Origin of the sequence: Acetobacter fallax (genome assembly GCF_011516735.1) — a bacterium.
In the GTDB taxonomy this organism is placed as follows: domain Bacteria; phylum Pseudomonadota; class Alphaproteobacteria; order Acetobacterales; family Acetobacteraceae; genus Acetobacter; species Acetobacter fallax.
In genome coordinates this window covers 78,442-97,310 of sequence record NZ_WOSX01000001.1, presented here as the reverse complement: position 1 = coordinate 97,310, position 18,869 = coordinate 78,442, and the positions used below count along the sequence as shown (strand labels likewise).

The window sequence follows — 18,869 nt, the reverse complement described above, 5'->3', positions numbered from 1 at the left end:
CGCCAGTGGTGTCAGTGGTCAGATAACCGGAACAAGATTACGCCGTCGCCAGCGCAGCGCCCAGTAAACGACCGTCATAACAAAGGCTGCGCTGAAGCTGGCCGGATAACCAAACCACACACCCCAGGCCCCGTAATGATGTGCAGCAAAATAACCGACTGGCAGTTCAACCAGTACGATGCATCCAAGCTGAATCGCCATCGGAGCGATCACGTCACCGCTGGCACGCAAGGCTGAGGCAATCACGCCGCCCAGCGCAAGCGGCACAGCGCTCCACATGACGGTTCGGAATGCGTGTTCAGCAAGAGCCATCACGTTCCGGTCCGTCGTAAACAGGCCGGCTACCGCACCGGGCGCCAGCGTAACAGACAGAGCCAGACATCCCGTCATAATGAGTCCGACACAGAAACCTGCACGAAGCACGGCGCGGGCTTCGCGCTCGTTCCCGGCACCGATCGCATGGGCGCACATCACAGAAACGGTGATCCCGATCGCCATTCCAGGATATTCGATATAGGTCAGGGTCTGCATAAAAAGACCGTAAGATGCCGTCATGTCCGAACCGAAAGCATTGATTCTTCCGACAAGCGCAGTCTCTGCGAGTCCCATGCTCATGATTTCGACCATGGCAGGTAACCCCAACCGCAATACCGGCAGAAGAACAGTCCACTTCGGAAGCAGTTCCCGTATCATAGAGGTGTCGGGGGCGAGAGGATGTCGTGCGCGCCGAAGTGACAGTGCCATATAAAGCAATGCGATGACCCAGCCTGCCAGCATCGCGAACGCAACGCCATCCAGACCAGACCCGGCAGCGATTGCGAGAGGAGCCAGAAGCAGCGTGGAAGCAATCTGAATAATGATTGAAACCAGAGGCCGCACGTTGTCACTGGCACCACGCAATACAATCGACGAGACGATCACGAGAGCCAGAACCGGTGTTCCGAACAGCAGCCAGCCGGCGTAACGGGCCGCGTGATCCAGTATGTTCGCCGGTGTGCCAAACAGAATCAGCGTCGGGCGAATCGCGATCTGCGACATTGCGCTGATAACCAGCCCTACTGCGAGCCCAACGCCGAGAGCCGCGGAAGCAACCACCCTCGCCCGTTCCGTCTGATCAGCACCCCAGTATTGTCCCACGAGGGTGCTCGCTCCGGTTCCAAGTCCAACCCCGCAGGAAACCAGCATCAGCATAATCGGAAAAAAAGTACTCGCGGCGGCAAGATCATCCGGGCCAAGAAGCCGCCCTGCGCAGATGTTGCCAATCGTCCCCGAAACCGACTGAAGGACACAGTCCAGAAGAACCGGCATCATGAAAACTAAGAAACGAACGGTCAGTGAACGCAGCGGTTCCGCATTTGCTTCCCGGGAGTAACCCGTCGCGCCGTCGGATAGTCCGGCACGCCCATCAGTGTTCATCCGGATAGCACCGGTTCATATGGTTTCGCTCTGGCGACCCGGGATAATTCCCGGAAAGCCGGACACTTTGTCTGACAGCGTCTGCCGGTCATGCCCCTGAACCTGTCACCGGGATATCGTCCCGATGTCACTGACCTGACAAAAACGGGCAACGAAACAGTCAGGCATCTTCAGGAAAAGGACTCCATCAGCGAAACATGCGCCGTTGCAATGCGCCATCCCTCATCTGTCCGAAGCCAGGTCTGGCTTTGGCGTCCGGTGCGCGTACTGCCTTCTCGCCGAAACTCCAGATTGACGGTCGCCATACCATGACCATAGGTCGTCACAACGCGCCGCAGGACTTTCCTCCGGGGTGATCCCCCTGTCCGTGTTTTTCTGAATTCTGCGATTTCTTCAAATCCGTAAAGATTTTCGCCGACACCATACCGGATTGTTTCCGGAGCATCGCGAAACAACGCATCCAGCTGCGTCAGATCGTTCGCCATCAGGGCGACCTCATAGCAGTCCGAGGCTTCTGTCACTTCACGAACAATATCCGGATCATCAATTTTCAGCATAATGACTTTCCCTGTGCGCGATCGGTTGCATCGCGCCGAACTGTCACGTTTCAGTCAGGCTGTCACGCTTCAGGAGAAAGATGGTGCTGCTGGTGAGGATTGAACTCACGACCTCTCCCTTACCAAGGGAGTGCTCTACCACTGAGCTACAGCAGCACTAAGGCGAGGGGCTACCTACATTTTCAGCGAGATGTCGGCAAGCCCCTGAATCGCCGTCAGGCCGGTTTTTATTGATCCCCGACCATATCAGTCATCGCGATGGATTTTCTCCATCCGCTCGTGACGCTCCTGCGCTTCAATCGAAAGAGTTGCAATGGGCCGTGCTTCGAGCCGCTTGAGCCCGATCGGCTCACCGGTCTCCTCGCAATAGCCATAAGTACCGTTATCAACGCGTTGCAAGGCCTGATTGATCTTGCCAATCAGCTTGCGCGCACGGTCCCGGGTCCGCAGCTCAAGAGCCCTGTCGGTCTCAACGCTGGCCCGGTCAGTTACGTCCGCTTCATGGATCCCGCCTTCAGAAAGGCTTGCCAGGGTTCCCCCGGCTTCTTTCAGCAGATCAGTGCGCCATTTCAGCAATTTCTCGCGGAAATATTCGACCTGCATGGGATTCATGAATTCTTCGTCGTCGGACGGTCTGTAATCCGGAGGAAGTGTGATCATGAGTGGCGTCTCCGCTCCCGGGGGCAAGTGCCCGCCAAAGAATGGGCGGCTTATAGCGACGGGTCAGGGCAGAGCCAAGCGCGAATCGCAATTTTGTGTCTTATTGCATGATGTTACAAGCTCACCCTGCTACCTTCCCTTTGAGTTCGGAAACTGACCGTCTTCGTTCCTGTCAGATTCAGGCTGCATAGAGCGACCTTCCGATCTGCGTGCCTTTGCCACTTCAATGGCGGCCCGCACCCGAATTGACCGGATGGCAGATATAAGCCCCGGACTCGCGGCAAGAGGCGCCGATTCGCAAAGCCCTTCGAGTGTCGCGAGTGCTTCAGTCACAGAATCCCCTTCAAGCAGCGCAACCTGCACGCTCCTGAGGGTTTTCAGAGTATCATCACCCCAGTTGAAAGCAGTTCTGTCGTTCCCCTGCGGATCGTCCCCGTCTTCTTCCTGAAGCCCGAGAAGCGATGTGCCTGACACTGCACCGGCGGCGGAAGATCGTCCTGATTCGCCGGCCTGTCCCACCGAAAAAGGTGTCGGCGTCGTTCGCTGTCGTGTTTTACGTGATGTGACCACGCGGGAAACATAATTTATCGTGCTGATGACGCTCATACTGTCTCCACACCGTGAGCAGGAACAGAGCCTTCATCCGTTTCCGGACCGGGAAGAGCTTCGTCCCGTAATGTCCGTTGAGGAATTGTTTGCTCTTAGGACCGATAGTCTGTCGGCAAAACATTGACGAGCGGCAAACATCGGAATGAATCCCTCTCACCGCAGAAGAAAGCGCATGCAGACAGCGGCGTTTCGCCGACTTGTTTCCGCGCTCCTTGCGTCCCTTCTCATAACAATCAGCATGGCATCCACAATCAGCCCCGCATATGCCTCCAGAGTCCGGATCAAGGATATTGCCGACTTTGAGGGCGTTCGAACAAATCAGCTGATCGGCTACGGGCTGGTAGTCGGACTGCATGGGACCGGCGACAAGCTGACCAACGTGCTTTTCACCCGTGAAACGCTGATCAGCATGCTGAATCGCCTTGGCGTCAATATCCGTGACCGTGAGATCCAGCTCCAGACTCACGATGTTGCTGCTGTAATGGTAACCGCTGATCTCCCGGCCTTCGCTCATGGCGGCGGTCGCATCGACGTCACGGTTTCCGCTACCGGCGATGCGACCGATCTGACCGGGGGCACACTTCTCGTGACTCCCCTTATGGCCGCGGACGGCGAAGTCTACGCCGTCGCGCAGGGATCACTCGCGACCAACGCATTCAGCGCCCGTGGCGCGGCCGCATCGATCGTGCACAATATCCCCACTAACGGACATATCGCCAACGGCGCAGTGGTCGAGCGCGAAGTCCCACTCGATCTGGTGGACCGGAAACTGCAACATCTGTCGCTGCGCAATCCTGATTTCACAACGGCAACACGGGTTGCTCAGGCGATCAATTCAAGCCTTGGCCGCAATATTGCTCATGTCGAGGACCCGCGCACCGTAGCCCTTGATCTCAGCAACATTGACCGGATGGAAGCGCTTTACCGGATCGGAGATCTGCTCGTTGAGCCGGATACTCTCGCAAAGGTTGTTGTCGATGACGCCAGCGGCACAATCGTGATTGGAAACGATGTTCGCATCAGCACTGTCGCTATCGCTCAGGGCAATCTGACCATTCAGGTTACCGAAACCCCGCAGGTCTCCCAGCCGGGTCCCATGTCCAGCGGCACCACAACAATTGCCCCCCGGACGAACATCAATGTCAATAACGGTAACAGCGCTAAGCTCGGCATACTTCATAATGGCCCGGCTCTCAGTGACCTGGTGTCCGGCCTCAATGCCCTGGGTGTCGGACCTCGTGACATGATATCCATCCTTCAGGCCATCAAAGCCGATGGCGCCCTGCAGGCAGATCTGGAAGTAAGATGACCAGCAGCATTAAAAGCGCAACACAAACCCTTCCCCAGCCTGCTGTGACGAGCAGCGACACATCGACGGACACGTCCGTTGATCCAAAAATCTGGAAGACAGCCTCGGACTTTGAATCAATGGCCATTGGACAGCTTCTGCAGCCAATGTTCGATACTGTCGATCTCTCAAAGGGACCTTTTGGCGGCGGCGTCGGTGAGTCGACCTTCAAACCGATGATGGTCGATGAAATGGCAAAACAGATAGAAGGCAACGGCGGTCTCGGTCTGGCGAAATCCATTTATCACCAGATGCTCGAAATTCAGGAGAAAGCAGGATGACCCCCGACGCGTTAAAAACGCTTGAAACCGTCCTGGACGTCATCGAACAGGAAAACGTCCAGCTGAAAGCCGGTGATATTACCGCTGCTGTTTCACTCCTGGCCAGAAAAGAAGCCGCACTCGCAGACCTGGACAGGCTCGATATCGTATGCAAGCGCGATTCTGATGCAGGCGCATCGATAGAATGTTGTTCCGTAAAATTACCGGAAACAGCCAGACGACTTGATGACGCTCTTCAGGAAAACAGAACGCTTCTCAGGCAGGCGATGACGGCCCAGAGTCTTATTGTCCGGCTCCTGACGAGTGCCCTGCCCGATGCTGGCGCTAAAACACAATACAGCAACTCGGGTGGTTATGTTGCTAAACGTGAGCAACCGGGGCGGGCCTTTCGGAATAACGCCTGACAGGCTGCAAATCGGTATCCAAAAATGAAAACGCCCCTGGACTCAATATGAGTCCAGGGGCGTTTTCATAGCACTCAGATATATCACCGGAGATGTCACAAACACTCAGGCGCGGGATGCCTTGCCACGAGGCACTTTTGCTCGTGTCGAACGTTTCGGAGCCTCGGCCTGCTCACTTGCTGCTCTTTCCGCAGCAAGACGTGTCAGACGCTTTTGCTTGCGCGTTTCCTGGGTAATCTTAAGCCGCTCGACAGCAGACAGTTTGGCTACAGGTGTCTCTTTGCGAGCCGACATCCGGGTAACTGCTTTTGGAGCAGCAGCAACCTTTGTTCGTGTTACTTTCGGTGCTGCCACTTTTTTTGTCACGGCCTTTACAACCGGAGCAACAGACTTGCGCTTTGTGGTTGCTTTTGGCGTTGCCTCCACAACGCGCGCTGTGCGCGTCGTTTTTGCAGGAGTTTTCACAGCAGGTTTAACTGCAGCCCTGGTTTTCGGCGCAACGGCCCGGCTTTTCGGAGCGACCACTTTAGCAGATGCCTTAATCGCAACCGGAGGAGCTTTTCTGGACGGAGCCTTTTTCGGCGCCGTTGTTTTTTTCGGAGCCACCGGTGCTGCTGCCGTAACTTTATCTGGTCTTTTAGCCATAACCCACTCTCTTTCTGTCAACACGCATCGGACAAATATTATCGAAATCTTCGCGCTACGTTCGATGTGTTTCAAAAGCAGAATCTGAAATTCAGCCACTGTCGTCCGGAATGGAACGGGATCTGATGGTGGTGAAAAAACTGCACTGAACACATCTTTGCCTAGATTGATCATACCAATATATACGGTCGCTCCTGTTTGCAATATCAATATCGAACATTCTTTATACAGATGACTGACGTCACGATATATGAAGACACATGAACAGTTGCCTGATATTTTTCCGGTGTTGTTTAGAAAAAACAAGTATATGAAATAAAATATTCAAATATCGTTTTCTTGTCGCGATTGCGGAAACGCGTTTTGTTCGGGTCAGGTTGCGTTACATCATTATGCGCCATGCGTGTGGCGCACACTTGCTTATATTGTAACTAAATATTTTTATCGGGACCTGGAAGTGGCGGTGCCCTGATCATCATGCTGGCGATAATCATCCCGTCAGGCTAACACTCTTAAAAATCCACACTATGAAGCAGGATGTTTTCGCTATGAAAATAAATGGAGTGCAATACCGTAGCGTCCAGGTCGATCCTGATGATAACTGGACTATTCTGATTTTTGACCAGACCCGTCTGCCTTTTTCCCTTAACGTGCTGCGTCTTACCGGATGCGTTCAGGTCGCACACGCTATTACCTCAATGCAGGTTCGGGGTGCTCCTCTGATCGGTGCTGTCGCTGCTTATGGACTCGCACTTGCTTTGCGGGTCGATGCCGGAGACGACGCCATGGAGAGAGATGCCGCCACGCTTGCGGCAACAAGACCGACTGCCATCAATCTTCGCTGGGCCATCGATCGCATGCTTGCGAAACTGCGTCCTCTTAAACCGGAAGATCGTGTCGCAGCGGCCTATGCTGAAGCCGCTCTGATTTGCGACGAGGACGTCGCTCAAAACGAAGCAATCGGACGCCATGGATTTTCCCTGATCAGGGATATTGCAAAAACAAACGACAAAAACAGAAGAATTAACATTCTGACACATTGCAATGCCGGCTGGATCGCGACTGTTGACTGGGGCACGGCACTTGCGCCGATCTATATGGCGCATGATGCCGGCTACGATGTACATGTCTGGGTCGATGAAACCCGTCCCCGTAACCAGGGCGCCGCACTGACCGCCTGGGAACTCGGGAGTCACGGCGTCCCGCACACCGTCATCACAGACAATGCAGGCGGACATCTTATGCAACATGGCATGGTTGACCTGGTCATTGTTGGCACGGATCGGGTGGCAGCACAGGGCGATGTCGCCAACAAGATCGGCACTTACCTCAAAGCTCTGGCAGCACAGGATAATAAGGTGCCGTTCTGGGTTGCGCTCCCGTCCACGACAATCGACTGGACTGTCATGGACGGCATTCGGGAAATTCCGATTGAGGAGCGTGCTGCATCAGAGGTTACGGGTGTAACCGGTCAGACGAAGGACGGACGTATCGAAACGGTGAGGATCACGCCGCATGACAGCGCCGCCGCTAATCCGGCATTTGATGTGACGCCGGCGCGTCTTGTTACTGGTCTCATTACTGAACGAGGGCGTTGCGCAGCAAGCGCAGCAGGACTGCATTCGCTGTTTCCGGAAAGACAAAGCCAGTAATTTCGCAGCCGAAGCTGGTCGCTGATAGCTGCTGTTGCGCATTTCGCCCGGAGATTGGCTGCAGCAGCTCTTTCGGTCCCCATATCAACGCTGTAAAGACATCGTTAAAGACACGATTCTCGTTTCACGTGGCCGCGTGTCGTCTTCTTACGTTATTAAGCCGGAACGATGCGCCGGCCTGTGGATGGACAATCTGGTGTTTCGTAAGCCTGCCGCCCTTTTCCTTGCTCTCAGTGTCGCTGCCTGTGCCCCCCGTTCTCAGGTCAGTCAGACGCCGGCACAGACTCCAACCGCGCAATATAGAAATAGTTCCGGACCGGTCGCCTGGGATCCGCATGTTCCGGATTTTGCGACCCGTAATTTTGTCCCCTTTAACCGTCAGGATGTCGTTGCAATCGCAATGCGCGAATGGCGGCTTTTCGGCATGCCAGTGAATGATGATGATCCGGAACTGCGTCCAGAGCCGACAATTGGCAGCGTGAAGCCTGAAAGAGCGCCTGGTCTGTGGCAGCGTGTCGGCGAATATTGGTGGATCGGACAGGATCCGCAGGAAACCGAGGTTGCCTGGAGTGGGAAATATGACGCGAATGGAAGTCTGTTCAATCTGATCCACGACGGGCATTACGCCTGGTCGGCGGCTTTTATATCGTACGTGATGCGGGTTGCCGGTGCCAATGACCGCTTCCCCTACTCGCCCAACCATTCAACCTATATTAACGCAGCAGCCTCCGGGCAGGCCACAGGACTTCGCGCGCATGATCCTGGCGCTTACGTCCCTAAGCTCGGGGACCTCATCTGCACCGGTCGCGGAGGCAGTAAATCGGTGCAATTCTCGAAACTTCCCACACGGTACGGCTTTCCCGCTCATTGTGGAATTGTCGTCGCAACCGGACAAAATGGCCAGCCATTCGGTCGGCAGCTCAGCATCATCGGCGGCAATATCGACGACGCGGTCACTCTGACGCATGTTCCGACGGATGCGAATGGCGCCGTCGCCTCGCCCGATGGCAAGAGCTATGACTCGCGTTATCCCTGGTGCGCAGTGCTTGAAGTGATCTACGATTCTGACGTGGAACCCGACGCAGGTCAGTAACTGCCCGGCCGGGTTCTCATCACGTAAAACCACGTCAGACATGAGATTTGCAGACGCCACACCATCTGCAAATCCTGAATGGCAATCTGATTTAGTGCTGCTGCCAGGGCAAACCCGCCGCTTTCCATCCCGCAGATCCCCCGCGATGCGAATGGGCATCCAGTGGTCCCTCAAAGCCGTCAGCTACATTGAAAACCGGACCGAAACCTGCCTGTTTTGCGGCCTTGGCTGCTGCGCGGCTACGTGAGCCCGAACGGCAGATGAAATAGAGCGGCTGTCCTTCTGTCGCACCGGTAGCCGACAATTCTTCCAGGAACTGACTGTTCACCAGTCCGCCCGGCAGTTGCCAGCTCACCGGGTGAACTGCGCGCCCGATCTGAGAAACATCAGGCATTCCAACGAAAAGCCATTCAGCCGGCGTGCGCACGTCAATGAGCTGAGCCGCAGAATTTTCTTCCAGAGCCTGCCATGTAGCCTGCGGTGACACATCATCAATCATAGTCAGCATTCCTTATTAACCAGCCTGAAAACCCTGACCAGACCCCATCTGCCTCCGTCTGGCATGAAATCGGCCTCCCGAAAAACATGGCACCGGCAAAGCCTGGCGATCCGGCCAGCATAAAACATCAGACGCAATACATCCGTGGCCAATTGCACACCGTGCCAACTCGCGCTAGCCCGGTCGCACCAGGATGAAAGGCAGATACGATGACTCCGGAACCTGACTCTCTCACTCGTCACGGCTGGAAAACCCCGTCTGCGGACATGGCCTCCGCTGTTGGCGGAACACCTCTGATCCGCCTCAGCAGGGCATCGGATGCCACTGGCTGTGACATCTTCGGTAAGGCCGAATTCATGAACCCCGGCGGCTCTGTGAAGGACCGTGCTGCTCTTGCCATCATCGCGGATGCTGAGACGCGCGGTGAACTTGAGTCTGGCGGCACGATTGTTGAGGGTACAGCCGGCAATACGGGCATTGGCATCACTCTCGTTGCCAATGCCCGTGGCTACAAAAGCGTTATCGTCATGCCTGAGACACAGAGTCAGGAAAAGATCGACTTCCTGCGTATGATCGGTGCTGATCTTCGTCTCGTCCCGGCAAAGCCATATCGTGACCAGGGAAACTACGTGCATGTGTCGCGTCGTCTCTCTGAGGAGAATGGCTGGCTCTGGGCCAATCAGTTCGACAACATCGCCAACCGTGAGGGCCATCGCCTGACAACAGCTCCGGAAATCTGGCAGCAGATGGAGGGACGGATCGATGCGTTTACCTGCGCTTGCGGAACGGGCGGAACGCTGGCCGGAACAGGGTTCGGTCTCGCCGACGCAGCGAAAGCAGCCGGGGTGACCCGCCCGAAGATCGTTCTGGCTGATCCTGAAGGGTCGGGTCTCTATGGCTGGGTAAAGTCGAACGATCTGTCCATCAGCGGATCGTCAGTGACCGAAGGGATCGGCCAGTCCCGGGTCACAGCCAATCTTGAGGGGGCGATCATTGATGATGCAGAGCGGATCGGCGACCCGGAAGCACTCGAACAGATTTACAGCCTTCTCATTCACGAAGGTCTGTCAGTCGGCGGCTCGTCCGGGATCAATGTTGCTGCTGCAATCCGTCTTGCCCGCACACTGGGCCCGGGTCATCGGATTGCAACGATCCTCTGTGACGGGGGAACTCGTTATCAGTCCAAACTCTTCAACCCGGAATTTCTGCGCGCCAAAAATCTTCCTGTTCCATTCTGGCTTGATGAGTGAACAAGGAAATTTTCGTAATCGACTGATTTTAAAAGATATCAGAATAAATCCGGGTAACGTCACCAGCGTACGGGGCGTTACCCGGATGTCGTTTCAGAACTTCAGAGGTGAAATCAGATTCTAATGATAATTATCTGATTTCTATATTTTTTCTGTGTCACAAGCGTCCAAGCAGTACGAGAATGATCACAATAACCAGGATCATCCCCAATGTGCTCGACGGATAGTATCCCCATCCCATACTGTATGGCCAGCTGGGCAACGCACCAAGAAGCATCAGAATCAGAATAATAATAAGGATTGTGCCGAGCATGACTGTTTCTCCGGAAGCCGTTTCATCGGACCGCGCATCATGTCGCAAGGTGATACGCCTTGTTGTTATAACGGCGCGCCATCGACCGGGTTTTCACTCAATGAGTGATTGCTGCCGGAAATCTCCGAAAGCATATCAACTGCGCATAACCTGACCGATGCTATGATGTCAGAGAGGAACTCAGGCGCTCGTTCTGCTTGTCTCACCCATAAGCAACGCTACCAGCAGAACACAGATCCCGCCGGCAGCCGCCAGCAGCAGAAATGCATCACGTAAAGAACTGTCGGCGACCAGACCGGCAAGCGTTGTGCTGAAACTGGCGCCCAGGCCCATAGCCAGCCCGAGCACCCCCATACACAGATTGAAATGACCGCTGCGGCGTGTGAGATCAGCCGTCACCAGTGGAAACATGACTCCAAATGAAGCGGAACTTAACCCGTCCAGCATCTGGATCGGCATGACCAGCCAGGGGTCGGACGTCAGGCTAAGCAGAACTCCCCGCACAGGAAGCGCCGCAAAGGTCACCAGCATCACCGGTCGTCGTCCGATCGTTTCCGCCCAGCGGCCAATCCACGGAGATACCAGAGCTCCAAGCAATTGCGGTCCGAGAATACAGGCCGCAATCACAAGCTCGGCGGATCGGCCGGCATCCTTAGTGATCTGCCCCGCTGCGAGAGGCAGCATCGCAGCATTCGAGAGATGAAAAAAAATCACGCAAAGCGCGAACGCAAACAAACCAGGCTCACGCAACAACTTCAGAAGCGAGACCCCTCTGGCCTGTTGAGGCGTTTCTCCTTCGGCCAGCGCGGACGCACTTTCATCCACGGGAGGCTCTGACGGTTCGATCATGCGCAGGGCGAAGAGTCCGGGTGCCGCCATCACCGCACCGAGAAAAAACGTCGCCCGGGCTGAAGACCAGTAACCCACCGCCCCCATGAGGCCAGCGGAAACAGCATTGCCGATCGCGGCAAAACTGGCGTTACGACCAAACCGGACCCCGAGCGCCCCGGTCGCCCGATCCGGATTGCGGGCAATCCAGGTCGCGACCACCGCAAGCGTTAGCGCGCTGATCGCCGGATTAAGCGTGCAACTGGCCAGCCCGTGCAGCACTTCTGCGATCGCCACCGGCAGGCGTTGCGGCATAAGGGCCATAACCAGACAGGACAGAATGATCGCAATAACTGAAAATTCCGCCACCAGCCGCTTATTGCGTAATGCATCCACCAGAGCGCCGGCAGGCACCTGACTCACCATCGCGGTGATGGAACCGATGCTCAGCGCAACGCCGATTTCTCCCTGGGTCCAGTGCTCGCCAGTCAGATAGACCGCGACAAACGGCCCAAACGCAGCCTGCAGATTGGCGACAAAGAAACTGACGCCATCCAGGCCGTAAGCACTGTTAACCGGGATTTTCTTTAACATGATGCGCTATCCGGTGCGGCTGTCGTGAACAGCGCAAAAGACGACACATCCCTCCTGTGAGCGGAGCCACAGGCGACCTGGACAAAGGCTCGCTTTATCACCCGATTATCGATTGTGTATGGACGCAGGTACCTGCGTCTGCGCCGGTGGTTCCGAAGGGGCTGCTTCTTTTTCCGTCTGTTCCCCTTCCTTTTGGAGTGGTTTCACCTGGATGGCAGGTGTTTCATCCATCGGATTATCGGATGAATCGGGTCTTTTCCCGTTGCCCTCATCAGCGGGTGGCAGCGCCACATGCGGACCGTTAAGGATTTGTGTCATGGACGAGGCAGGATTGTACTCCGGAGCGCCCCGAATGACGACGGACGGGGCAAGAATCGTGATCGGGCGTCTGGGATCTGAATGATCAGGAGCAAGGAGCGACCAGGCAATCGCAACACGCCGATTTCCGACCCCCAGAAAGCCGCCAATATCGACAACGACGGCCCTGACCTGGCCGTCGACTCCGGCAAGTACGTCGACAATGCGTCCAAGCGGGCCATGATCAACGGCCCGCACCTGCCGGTCCAGCAAACCACCAAGAGGCAGTGCAACGATTTCACCCGCGGGAGAGATATTGCGTCTTTCAGCGTCCGGCACGGTCTGTCTCTGCAATGGCACGACCGGAATTGGCTGCTCAGGGCTATCGCCGGTCGACATATCGCGGGTCGAATTCGCAGATGATCGGGCCGAAGCGGATGCTTCCGGCGAAGCATTTCCCTCAGGCTCGCCCTCCGCCTGTGGTCGAATAACGCTCGTGGGGCCTGATTCACCTGTGGAGCCGGCATCGCGCCCATGCGCCTTGCCGGATGAGCCGGCTGTCAGAAGCAGAGCCGCGCAGAACATTCCGATCCGCAGCGTCGTCGGAGTGGAATCAGAAGCACTCATGCATCATATCTCCAATGCCCCTGAAATCCGGCTGAAAACCCATGGTTAAGACCGTTATCTCTTCGGCTTATCCCGAAGTGAAACGGAATGAAACACGATCTGCACAGGGATCGATTCCTGTTTTATAAATGCAGCATGGAGCAAACACCTCATATACTGGTCATCGACGACGATCGTGAGATTCGCGATCTTCTGTCGAAATTTCTCGAACGCAATCAGATGCGTGTGACCAGCGCACGGGATGGGCGGGAAGCCCGGCGCGTGTGGAGTCAGGGACATTATCACCTCGTCGTGCTCGATCTCATGCTGCCTGGCGAATCGGGCCTTGATGTTGCGAGGTGGCTCCGCTCCCAGACCAACATCCCGATCATCATGCTCACAGCCATGGGCGATGACACAGACCGGATCATCGGTCTCGAACTGGGCGCCGATGATTACGTCGCCAAACCTTTCAACCCGCGGGAGCTTCTCGCCCGTATCCGGGCAGTACTGCGCCGCGCTACCGAAACGCAGGAACAGGGTAACGGTGAAACCCGTGAAATCGTCTTTGCCGGCTGGACGCTTGAAATCGCCCGCCGCCGTCTCCTCAATCCGGCTGGGGTCGAAGTGCCGCTGACCGGCGGCGAATATGATCTGCTGCTTGCCCTGCTGGAGCGTGCAAACCGCGTGCTGACCCGGGATATGCTGCTCGATCTTCTGCGTGGTCGGCAGGCCGGTCCGTTTGATCGCGCAATTGACGTCGCCGTCAGCCGCCTGCGCCGTAAGCTGGAAGATGACGGCCGAAACGCTCAGCTGATTAAGACTGTTCGCGGAGGAGGATACGTTCTCGCCGCCGATGTCGAACGCCGCTGAGCCTCCCTCTTCCGGCATTACGAGCGGAATGTCACGTGACAAAAGAACAGTTATGGCCTGAGGCGCTGGTCCGGCAATGAAGGTAATTTCCGACTGGCTCTCCCGCCACCCGCTGTTGCCCGCATCACTGGCGGCCCGCACCAGTCTGCTGCTGATTGTCGGTTTCGCCGTGCTGGAAATCGTCGGTCTCACAATTGAGACGCTTGATCGGCTCGCCTTTGACGATCGCCTCGCATCCCATCAGGCTGTGACCCATGCCATTATGGCGTACCGCACCGTCGCAGAAGCAAGCCCGGAAGACAGAGCCGACGAAGTAAGAGATCTCCAGTTGCCCACCGGTTTCAGAGTAAGACTGGCTGACCGGCCTGATGCTGATATGACTTTTGAAGTATCAGCGCCGGATTTCCGCCGTCTGCTTTTCATTCCGGGAGGTTTTCCTGACGGACCACCCGGTGGGCCTGCAGGATTTCAGTCCGGACCCGGCGGCCCGCACCGGCCGGACGATGCATTCAGAGGTCCCGGCGGCCCTATGGGCGGCGGTGGTCCGTCGATGGATTTTCCGTCAGCCGATATGCCGGATGGTAAAGGTGGTGCTCCCGGCCTGAATACACCCCGTTTTCCCATTCGTGGTCCACAGTGTGATCCCCGAATGGATGGACATCACCCCCCTTTTCTCCTGTCTCGCTGGCATCCTCAACGCGTGGTAACGCTGCCGGACAGACACACCCGCAGACGAGGCATGGCGCTTCTGTTGCCCGGAGACACGCGCTGGCTTGTCATACGCTACCGCCTGCCTGTTCCCACCCCGTTCAGTTCTCCGGCTTTTCCGATCGCATTTGGCCTTATGACCGCCGGTGGCTGCATCCTCATCATCTGGGGCATGAGGCGGATGATTGCGCCTGTCGGAACACTCGCCGCTGCCGCCGAAGCTTTCGCACCGGACGCGAGCAGCCCGCAACTTCCGCAAAACGGGCCAACCGAGATTGCCCGGGCCGCCGCCGCCTTCAACGCCATGGCAGTCCGTATCCGACGCTATATTTTGGAGAGAACACATCTTCTGACGGCAATCGGCCATGATCTGCGCACGCCGATCACCCGGCTGAAACTGAGGGCCGAATTCATCGAAGACGATGAAATGAGAGAGAAATTTCTCAAGGATCTTAATGAACTGTCCGCCATGGTCGAATCGACACTTGCGTTCGGTCGTGACAGTTCCGCCCGCGAAGCCGTAACGCCGCTCGATCTCACGGCGCTGCTTGCGACAGTTGTAGACGATGTCGGTGAAAGTCGTCCCGACGACGCGGACCGGATCATTCTGGCCGGCGATCCGCCGCCCGTCATCATCCGCGGACGCCCACTGGCTCTGAAGCGTGCATTCATGAATCTGGTCAACAACGCCATCATCTATGGCGGCAGCGCCACCGTCACCCTTTCAAAACCGGAAGACGGATACGTCACCGTCCTTATCGAGGATGAAGGCCCGGGCCTGCCGCCAGCTGATCTCGAACGCATGTTCGAGCCTTTTGTGCGGGCCGAAGAAAGCCGCAATCGTGAAACCGGAGGCACCGGTCTCGGATTGTCTATTACCCGAACCATCATCCGGGGCCAGGGCGGCGATGTAATGCTCTATAATCGCAAGCCTCAGGGGCTGGCGGTCAGAGTGACTCTTGTGGCGTAAGAGCGTCTCTCCGTCCTCACTGCTTCCAGACAGGCTCCGGCATCGCATCCACAAAAGCGTCGTGCGCCGCCAGTGTCTTTTCATCGGGAACAATGAAGATCGGCCTGCGTGTCATCGTCCCCGTGTAGCGCACAGCCTGCAACGTGTCTTCTCCGTCAAGCCCGCCGAGCCCCAGCCCATGCTGACGACCGCCCATCAGTTCGACATAAACATCCGCCAGAAGTTTGCAGTCGAGCAGCGCGTTATGTGTCGTGCGTTCGGAAAGATCGATACCATACCGTCGGCATAATGCATCGAGACTGTTCGGCATCCCCGGGAAACGCTCACGGGCAAGCAGCAACGTGTCGACTTTTCGTGCGTCGTCGAGCGGAACCTTCCCGACCCGGCCCAGTTCAGCATTGATAAACCCGAAATCGAACGTCGCATTATGAGCAATCAGCTCATCATCACCGATGAAAGCCAGAAAATCATCAGCGACTTCTGCAAATTTCGGTTTTCCTTCAAGATCCGCCCGCGTGAAACCGTGCACGCGGGATGCTTCGGGCGGGACATCCCTCTCCGGATCAATCATGACATGGAATGTGCGCCCGGTCGGCAGATCCCCCATCAGTTCCAGAGCGGCGATCTCGATGACGCGATCACCGCCTGTTGCCTCAAGCCCCGTCGTCTCCGTGTCAAACAGTACCGATCGCTTCATGTCCGCATTTCCTTTCCCATGCTGCGATCAGACCGCAATGTCCTGATCAGAGCCCTCACCTGCGCTCGCGTGTCGGCCAGCGACAGCCCCGTGCGGATCACCACATCGGCCCGTCGCCGCTTCTCGCAGTCCGGCATCTGAAGCGCAATCATCCGGGCCGCTTCACTCATGCTCATTCCACGTCTGCGCGCAATTCGCCTGATCTGGGTCTGCCTTGGCGCTGACACGACGACAACGAGATCGCAGCGTCGGTCTCCTCCTGTTTCAAAGAGCAGCGGCACGTCCAGAACCGCCCAGCGAACCCCTCTGTGCCGACAACATCGCAAAAACCGGGCCCGGGCCGCGAATACCAGCGGGTGCAGGATATGTTCGAGCAAACGGATCAGTTTCCGATCCGCCATCACAGCCTGTCGGAGTATCGCCCGATCCAGCGAAGCTCCAGCCAGACGCCCGCGCGCATTCGTGCCCTGCCCGGCAACCAGTGCGGCCGGCACCAGGCGGCCAATGGCCTCAACGGCAGCACCCCCCGGCCCCTGAAGCCGATGCACCTCGGCATCAGAGTCAAACACAGGGAAGCCTCCCTGCCGCAGCATCCGGGCAACGGTCGTTTTGCCCATTCCGATGCCGCCCGTCAGTCCGAGAATCTTCATGCCGCTACGTCCGTTCAGCGTTTCAGCACCGCCGAAACATAAGCGACTGTCGCAGCGTCAACCTCGGCCTCCGCCCCGAACCAGGCACGAAAACCCGGCCGGGCCTGGTGCAGCAACATGCCGAGGCCGCCAATTGCCGTCAGTCCACGCGTCGCTGCTGCTTCCAGCAAGGGGGTTTCACAAGGCACATAAACAATGTCGGCGACAATCAGGTGATCGGCTGCCCCCGTCAGGTCCGGTGCCCAACTGGCATCGGGTCCGCCCGCCATGCCCAGTGACGTCGTGTTAACCAGCAGCGAAACATCAGCAGGCACACCTGCCGGATGATCCCAGGGTAATGTCGACAGGGCCGGCATGGCTCCTGCGGCGTGATCGCGCCATGCCTGAGACAGGGTCTCCACCAGTTCCCGAGCCCGCGTTGCTGTGCGGTTCGTGACAATGACAGAGAACCCCCGCTCCATTAACGCCGCCGCAATGGACCGTGCCGCGCCGCCGGCGCCAAGCAGAAGCGCCGCGCCACGATCCCTGACGGCCCCAATGTCGATCCCTTCGGCTTCAAGACTCGCGAGAAATCCAAAACCGTCAGTGGATGAGCCCCGGATGCGTCCATCCTCACCAAACACGAGCGTATTCACCGAACCCGCCACACGCGCCATCGGAGCGACTTCATCTGCAATCGCGAAGGCGGCTTCCTTATGCGGAATAGTCACATTCGCTCCCCGAAACCCGGCCGCCTGGAGTCCGCGCACCGCCGTTACAAACTGGTCCGGCGCAACCGGCAACGGAACATAGGCCCCGTCCACGCCAAGGCGCTCAAGCCAGTAATTGTGCAGGACTGGTGACAGCGAATGAGCAACCGGGTGGCCAAGAACTCCCGCGAGCCTCGCTTTGCCAGTGATCCGTGGAGTGCTCACGCGCCGCCCTCCTGCATCGGATGTCTGCCATACAGAGTGTGATATCTTGTTCGCGCCTCAGGCAGGGCCTTTGCCAGCCTGTCAGCCCATTCAGTCTGGCCGGCTTCGCTCTCAATCAGATCCTGCCGGATTTCCAGTTCCACATGCGGAAGCTGCCTCCGCTCGCCGTGAACCGGTACGGTATAATCGCTGGTGTCCGTCAGTTCGTAGGGCTCATTATCACCTGCGACCAGGCCCTCGTCCCGCAACGTTTCAATGAGCAGACGACCGAATCGCGGGTCATGATTATGCAGCACCCCGGCCTGCCATGGACGTTTCACTCCACCCATCTCCGGTGTGAAGCTATGCAGCGCCACCAGAAACGTCTCCAGGCCTGCGTCCTCGCGCCGGTCCAGTTCTTCGCCAATCCGCGTATGATACGGGTCGAAAATCTCCATCCTGCGGGCGGTCACGTCCTCCGCCGAAAGACCGGCATTGGCCGGAACGCTGGTGCCGTCACTGACCGTGACAATCGCCGTCGGGTGGCCAGGTGCCCGGTTGCAGTCGACCACCAGCCTCGAATAGACCTGCTCGATCAGCAGAGATCCGAGCCGCCCGGCCAGAATCCGACCGACACCGTCAATACCGATATCCCATCCGATATGGCGCATCCGGTCCATGGCCGATACACCCAGATCATTCAGTGCCGCAGGAATAGCCCGCCCCGCGTGATCGCTGACCAGAAGAAAAGGCGAACGGGGATCTGCTCCTCCGCACACATGGACGGGTGCCGGATCATTTGTGCCAAGCAGCGTATTTGCCGCGTCGCTGCCATCGCTCCCGGTCGACGTCATCCCATCCGTCTCCATTATTTGCTCCCGGCCAGAGGCCTCGTTGTCCTCCGGCATGTTCCCCCGAAGTCACACACTCAGCCAGCGGCATCAAGACCGACCTCCGGAATTTGACCTGATATCCAGACGCATGGCCGCGTCGCTGTTGCTTATCCGCTCATTTTCCGTAAACAAT

21 protein-coding genes and 1 tRNA gene are annotated in these 18,869 nt (G+C 57.2%); 8 read left to right on the top strand and 14 right to left on the bottom strand.

The window, feature by feature from the left end; translation table 11 throughout:
• Positions 1 to 18: 18 nt before the first annotated feature.
• The 5 genes from GOB85_RS00465 to GOB85_RS00445 all read right to left on the bottom strand — a co-directional run bounded on the left by GOB85_RS00465 (position 19) and on the right by GOB85_RS00445 (position 3,239).
• Complete coding sequence (locus tag GOB85_RS00465) at positions 19 to 1,416, bottom strand: MATE family efflux transporter (RefSeq protein WP_173575654.1); 1,398 nt, start codon at positions 1,414 to 1,416, stop codon at positions 19 to 21.
• A gap of 170 nt (positions 1,417 to 1,586) precedes the next feature.
• Positions 1,587 to 1,973: an oxalurate catabolism protein HpxZ gene (hpxZ, locus tag GOB85_RS00460; RefSeq protein WP_173575653.1), complete on the bottom strand. Its 387-nt coding sequence runs from the start codon at positions 1,971 to 1,973 to the stop codon at positions 1,587 to 1,589.
• Between the two features lie 81 nt (positions 1,974 to 2,054).
• Positions 2,055 to 2,129: transfer RNA gene (locus tag GOB85_RS00455), tRNA-Thr, on the bottom strand.
• Between the two features lie 90 nt (positions 2,130 to 2,219).
• The gene (gene dksA / locus GOB85_RS00450) at positions 2,220 to 2,633 is read right to left on the bottom strand and encodes an RNA polymerase-binding protein DksA (protein WP_173575652.1); all 414 of its coding nucleotides are present in this window, start codon (positions 2,631 to 2,633) and stop codon (positions 2,220 to 2,222) included.
• A 129-nt stretch (positions 2,634 to 2,762) separates the two neighbouring features.
• Positions 2,763 to 3,239, bottom strand: a complete 477-nt coding sequence (locus GOB85_RS00445; protein ID WP_173575651.1) for a flagellar assembly protein FliX — start codon at positions 3,237 to 3,239, stop codon at positions 2,763 to 2,765.
• A 175-nt stretch (positions 3,240 to 3,414) separates the two neighbouring features.
• Here GOB85_RS00445 and GOB85_RS00440 point away from each other — a divergent pair, with 175 nt between their 5' ends.
• Genes GOB85_RS00440 through GOB85_RS00430 form a run of 3 tightly spaced genes read left to right on the top strand, consistent with a single transcriptional unit; the run spans position 3,415 to position 5,275 of the window.
• Positions 3,415 to 4,551, top strand: coding sequence for a flagellar basal body P-ring protein FlgI (locus GOB85_RS00440; protein ID WP_173575650.1), 1,137 nt, complete (start codon positions 3,415 to 3,417; stop codon positions 4,549 to 4,551).
• Complete coding sequence (locus GOB85_RS00435) at positions 4,548 to 4,871, top strand: rod-binding protein (RefSeq protein ID WP_173575649.1); 324 nt, start codon at positions 4,548 to 4,550, stop codon at positions 4,869 to 4,871. The genes GOB85_RS00440 and GOB85_RS00435 overlap by 4 nt, the downstream gene beginning before the upstream one ends.
• Entirely contained in the window at positions 4,868 to 5,275 is a 408-nt protein-coding gene (locus GOB85_RS00430; RefSeq protein WP_173575648.1) for a hypothetical protein, read from the top strand. Before GOB85_RS00435 ends, GOB85_RS00430 begins: the two co-directional genes overlap by 4 nt.
• 105 nt (positions 5,276 to 5,380) lie before the next feature.
• On the opposite strand, the gene GOB85_RS00425 is transcribed toward GOB85_RS00430, so the two are convergent.
• Positions 5,381 to 6,130 carry a hypothetical protein gene (locus GOB85_RS00425; RefSeq protein WP_173575647.1) on the bottom strand — a complete coding sequence of 250 codons (750 nt, stop codon included), beginning with the start codon at positions 6,128 to 6,130 and terminating at the stop codon, positions 5,381 to 5,383.
• 338 nt (positions 6,131 to 6,468) lie between these two features.
• Between GOB85_RS00425 and mtnA the strand changes: the two genes are divergently transcribed.
• Positions 6,469 to 7,572 (top strand): S-methyl-5-thioribose-1-phosphate isomerase, encoded by a 1,104-nt coding sequence (mtnA, locus tag GOB85_RS00420; RefSeq protein WP_173575646.1) that lies wholly within the window; start codon positions 6,469 to 6,471, stop codon positions 7,570 to 7,572.
• A 184-nt stretch (positions 7,573 to 7,756) separates the two neighbouring features.
• A complete protein-coding gene (locus GOB85_RS00415) occupies positions 7,757 to 8,665 on the top strand; it encodes a DUF2272 domain-containing protein (RefSeq protein ID WP_173575645.1) in 909 nt (302 codons plus the stop codon).
• 91 nt (positions 8,666 to 8,756) lie between these two features.
• Here GOB85_RS00415 and GOB85_RS00410 read toward each other — a convergent pair whose 3' ends face one another.
• Positions 8,757 to 9,164, bottom strand: coding sequence for a rhodanese-like domain-containing protein (locus GOB85_RS00410; RefSeq protein WP_173575644.1), 408 nt, complete (start codon positions 9,162 to 9,164; stop codon positions 8,757 to 8,759).
• Positions 9,165 to 9,373: 209 nt separating this feature from the next.
• Between GOB85_RS00410 and GOB85_RS00405 the strand changes: the two genes are divergently transcribed.
• A complete protein-coding gene (locus GOB85_RS00405; protein ID WP_173575643.1) occupies positions 9,374 to 10,414 on the top strand; it encodes a cysteine synthase A in 1,041 nt (346 codons plus the stop codon).
• Positions 10,415 to 10,571: 157 nt separating this feature from the next.
• Here the strand turns inward: GOB85_RS00405 and GOB85_RS00400 are convergent, their stop codons facing one another.
• The 3 genes from GOB85_RS00400 to GOB85_RS00390 all read right to left on the bottom strand — a co-directional run bounded on the left by GOB85_RS00400 (position 10,572) and on the right by GOB85_RS00390 (position 13,073).
• A complete protein-coding gene (locus GOB85_RS00400; RefSeq protein WP_338421595.1) occupies positions 10,572 to 10,775 on the bottom strand; it encodes a DUF3309 domain-containing protein in 204 nt (67 codons plus the stop codon).
• 132 nt (positions 10,776 to 10,907) lie between these two features.
• The gene (locus tag GOB85_RS00395) at positions 10,908 to 12,149 is read right to left on the bottom strand and encodes an MFS transporter (RefSeq protein ID WP_173575642.1); all 1,242 of its coding nucleotides are present in this window, start codon (positions 12,147 to 12,149) and stop codon (positions 10,908 to 10,910) included.
• Positions 12,150 to 12,254: 105 nt separating this feature from the next.
• On the bottom strand, positions 12,255 to 13,073 hold the full coding sequence (locus GOB85_RS00390) for a PRC-barrel domain-containing protein (RefSeq protein ID WP_173575641.1): 819 nt from the start codon (positions 13,071 to 13,073) through the stop codon (positions 12,255 to 12,257).
• Positions 13,074 to 13,208: 135 nt separating this feature from the next.
• Between GOB85_RS00390 and GOB85_RS00385 the strand changes: the two genes are divergently transcribed.
• Entirely contained in the window at positions 13,209 to 13,925 is a 717-nt protein-coding gene (locus GOB85_RS00385; RefSeq protein ID WP_173575640.1) for a response regulator, read from the top strand.
• A 76-nt stretch (positions 13,926 to 14,001) separates the two neighbouring features.
• On the top strand, positions 14,002 to 15,603 hold the full coding sequence (locus tag GOB85_RS00380) for a sensor histidine kinase (RefSeq protein WP_173575639.1): 1,602 nt from the start codon (positions 14,002 to 14,004) through the stop codon (positions 15,601 to 15,603).
• A gap of 16 nt (positions 15,604 to 15,619) precedes the next feature.
• Here the strand turns inward: GOB85_RS00380 and dnaQ are convergent, their stop codons facing one another.
• Genes dnaQ through GOB85_RS00360 form a run of 4 tightly spaced genes read right to left on the bottom strand, consistent with a single transcriptional unit; the run spans position 15,620 to position 18,697 of the window.
• Positions 15,620 to 16,300, bottom strand: a complete 681-nt coding sequence (gene dnaQ / locus GOB85_RS00375) for a DNA polymerase III subunit epsilon (protein WP_173575638.1) — start codon at positions 16,298 to 16,300, stop codon at positions 15,620 to 15,622.
• Positions 16,297 to 16,950 carry a dephospho-CoA kinase gene (coaE, locus tag GOB85_RS00370; RefSeq protein ID WP_173575637.1) on the bottom strand — a complete coding sequence of 218 codons (654 nt, stop codon included), beginning with the start codon at positions 16,948 to 16,950 and terminating at the stop codon, positions 16,297 to 16,299. Before coaE ends, dnaQ begins: the two co-directional genes overlap by 4 nt.
• Before the next feature lie 14 nt (positions 16,951 to 16,964).
• Positions 16,965 to 17,864, bottom strand: coding sequence for a shikimate dehydrogenase (locus GOB85_RS00365; protein WP_173575636.1), 900 nt, complete (start codon positions 17,862 to 17,864; stop codon positions 16,965 to 16,967).
• Positions 17,861 to 18,697, bottom strand: coding sequence for an N-formylglutamate amidohydrolase (locus tag GOB85_RS00360; protein ID WP_173575635.1), 837 nt, complete (start codon positions 18,695 to 18,697; stop codon positions 17,861 to 17,863). Before GOB85_RS00360 ends, GOB85_RS00365 begins: the two co-directional genes overlap by 4 nt.
• Positions 18,698 to 18,869: the final 172 nt, after the last annotated feature.